We start from the raw sequence: 2,391 nt of genomic DNA on the forward strand, positions 1-2,391 counted from the left end.
CCGGCGCCATGACCGTCGACGCCGCCGTTACCGGGGCCTGCGAAGTTGCAGAAAGCCAGACGCCCGTGCTCGGGGTCGCCGTGCCTTACGCCGTCGGCAACGTTGTGCTGACCGTGCTTGGACCGATCATCGTGGCCAGCACTTTTGCCGGTTGAAGGAGGCGCGGCGTGGATCGCCGGTTGCCACCGGCTACGGCGCCGCCATCGACATCCCCGAGCGCGGCCTCTACTTCTTCTGGCGCTCAGCAACTCGTCTGCCGTGACCGGTTTGGTGATCAAATTCTCACCACTCACTTTGATGGTCCGCACAGTGGTGGGGCTCTAACGCCGTCAGCCGCTCTTGCAATTCTGGACCTCTCCTTCCGGAGAGGCGCACGTCAAGCAGAATGCAGCCTGGGACCTCGTCGCTCGGCAAGCAATCGAACTCAAGCAGAGCCGAAGGATAGGTTTAGGTTAGGACCTCACATCTAAACCCCGACAAAAGAAGCGCTGTGGATTTGCGGAAGGTTACGCTGGCATCAAGGAGGTGACCACTGTCCGAACAACCATCAATTCCAACGAGTTCGGCATCCCTATCGGCCGAAGCGTTCCTGCGCTCCTCTCGTCAGACAATTGTGCACTGCGGCGCGGCTATATTAACCGTCAGTGTAGAAGGGGGAGCATTGGCGAATGGGGCGGCACCTGTGAACTACGCGACGCAACGGCGAGGGCTCGTTGGAAATGCTTGCACAATGTGCGAACTGTAAGCGCCGGGGCAAGGCAGGACGACTACGATTCCGGTGGTGGAACCGCCTTAGGGAGAGCCCACCGCGCCCTAGCCTTCCGGCGCACCGTGACATGCAGTTGAAAGCCCAGCGCATCCAAGACGGTCAAAATGGTTGTGAAATTTGGATGCTTTGGACGACCACCGGCAAAAGCGCGATAGAGGGTCTGCCTTGCAATCCCGCATTCATTCGCGATGTCGGAGACGTTGTAGTCGCGGATAGCAGCGCCGATGGCCTGGCAAATCTCAGTGATGTCCGAACTCTCAAAGGCGCGATTGATGGCATCGGCCGCGTCGCGGCGGCTTAAGGGGCGGCTTGGCAGCTTGAGAGATTTTTCGGACATGTTCTCTCCAATAAAAAAGGCCGGCATCTCTGCCGGCCCAATTTACTGGAGAAAGGATGGAAGGACGAGGCCTAGTATCTCGCCGCCACCGGCGCACCGTACCCGCCGAAGCGATAATTGACGCGCAGTGTGACCATATCTACGTCTTGGTTGATCCGGTTCAGCGCACCAGCAACGATGGGGTTGGCAACCGAGAACGAGTTGTTTGCGTTGCCCATGAACAGATGATCGTACTCGATGCCAGCTGACCAGTTCGGTGCGAAACCATACTCCCAGCCGACACCTACGGTCCCGCCCCAGCGGGTTGCGCTTGCAGCTGCCAGTTCAGCTCCGCTGAGCGTGCCCAGGATGCTGAAGCGGTTGCTCGTCACCGCCGCGCCGCCCTTGACGTACAGCAAGGACGCGTTCCAGGAATAGCCGATCTGGCCGGTGAACAGCCCGATGCCGTCCGTTTTCGTGCGAGTCGAGAACGCCGGGTTGATCAGGCTGACACGCTGGCTGCTGAGGTCCGCCCAGTCACCTTGAGCTTCCAGGCCAAACACCCACTGGCTCGCCTGCCATCGATACCCAACCTGACCGCCGATCAGGCCGCCAGAGCGTTCGCGACAGCCATCAGCAGTCACCACGCCGGCCGCACCGACGAAGTCCCAGCAATTGCGGCTTTGACCCCAGCCACCGTTCGCGCCGATGTAGAAGCCGGTCCAATCATAGATCGGCGCAACCATCGGGGGCGCCTTGGTGTAGGGACGGGCTGCCATATCTGCAGCGCTCGCAGGAGCGGACATGCTCAGCGCCACAGCGCCAATTGCACCAACCAAAATCTTCTTCATATGAATTTCTCCCAGTCCGCTTCCGTTGTCCCCGAAGCGTCAGGCTAGGCAGGAGCGCCCCTCATGATTCCTGCTCCTTTTTTAGGCGAGATGCTGCCGGTGGGATGTAGCGTGGAAGTCACACTTGCGGACGAAATGGCCCTCAAGTTGTTAATCCAGCTTAAGAATTGAGTTCCATGGTCCGCAGTTTGGGTCTTCAAATTGCAGAGTCCGCTCGGGGTCAAAAATGGAAGAATTGAACGTGAGCAGATGTCTTCCGCATTGGTTCAGTAAGCGGAGCTCGTGGATGAAATTTCGCGGTCGCTGCATCTCTTTAGAGCTTGCCTCGGGCAGAAACCGCAAACGGCTTCACCACGTATACCGGACGCCAGCCGCTCCGCGAATGCCATTACGCCTGCCGCCGTCGGTGTCGCCGACAGAGAACTGGTAGTCGGCATTGGCGTAGAAGCTGACAG

Annotated in this window: 3 protein-coding genes; 1 reads left to right on the plus strand and 2 read right to left on the minus strand. The window is 59.3% G+C overall.

Annotated features, from left to right (window positions below; translation table 11 throughout):
* Window positions 1-155: hypothetical protein (locus C7G41_RS36815; RefSeq protein ID WP_146159892.1), on the plus strand; the 155-nt coding region annotated here is incomplete at its 5' end.
* A gap of 612 nt (window positions 156-767) precedes the next feature.
* On the opposite strand, the gene C7G41_RS36820 is transcribed toward C7G41_RS36815, so the two are convergent.
* Both C7G41_RS36820 and C7G41_RS36825 read right to left on the minus strand, forming a co-directional pair.
* Window positions 768-1,106, minus strand: coding sequence for a DNA-binding protein (locus C7G41_RS36820; RefSeq protein WP_146159911.1), 339 nt, complete (start codon window positions 1,104-1,106; stop codon window positions 768-770).
* A gap of 71 nt (window positions 1,107-1,177) precedes the next feature.
* Entirely contained in the window at window positions 1,178-1,936 is a 759-nt protein-coding gene (locus tag C7G41_RS36825) for an outer membrane protein (protein WP_106947076.1), read from the minus strand.
* Between the last annotated feature and the right edge of the window lie 455 nt (window positions 1,937-2,391).

The organism is Bradyrhizobium sp. MOS002 (assembly GCF_003020115.1).
Taxonomy (GTDB): Bacteria; Pseudomonadota; Alphaproteobacteria; order Rhizobiales; family Xanthobacteraceae; genus Bradyrhizobium.

Bases quoted from the DNA above. Each gene is read 5' to 3' on its own strand.
- C7G41_RS36820 (WP_146159911.1), bottom strand. From the start codon at position 1,106: ATGTCCGAAAAATCTCTCAAGCTGCCAAGCCGCCCCTTAAGCCGCCGC.
- C7G41_RS36825 (WP_106947076.1), bottom strand. From the start codon at position 1,936: ATGAAGAAGATTTTGGTTGGTGCAATTGGCGCTGTGGCGCTGAGCATG.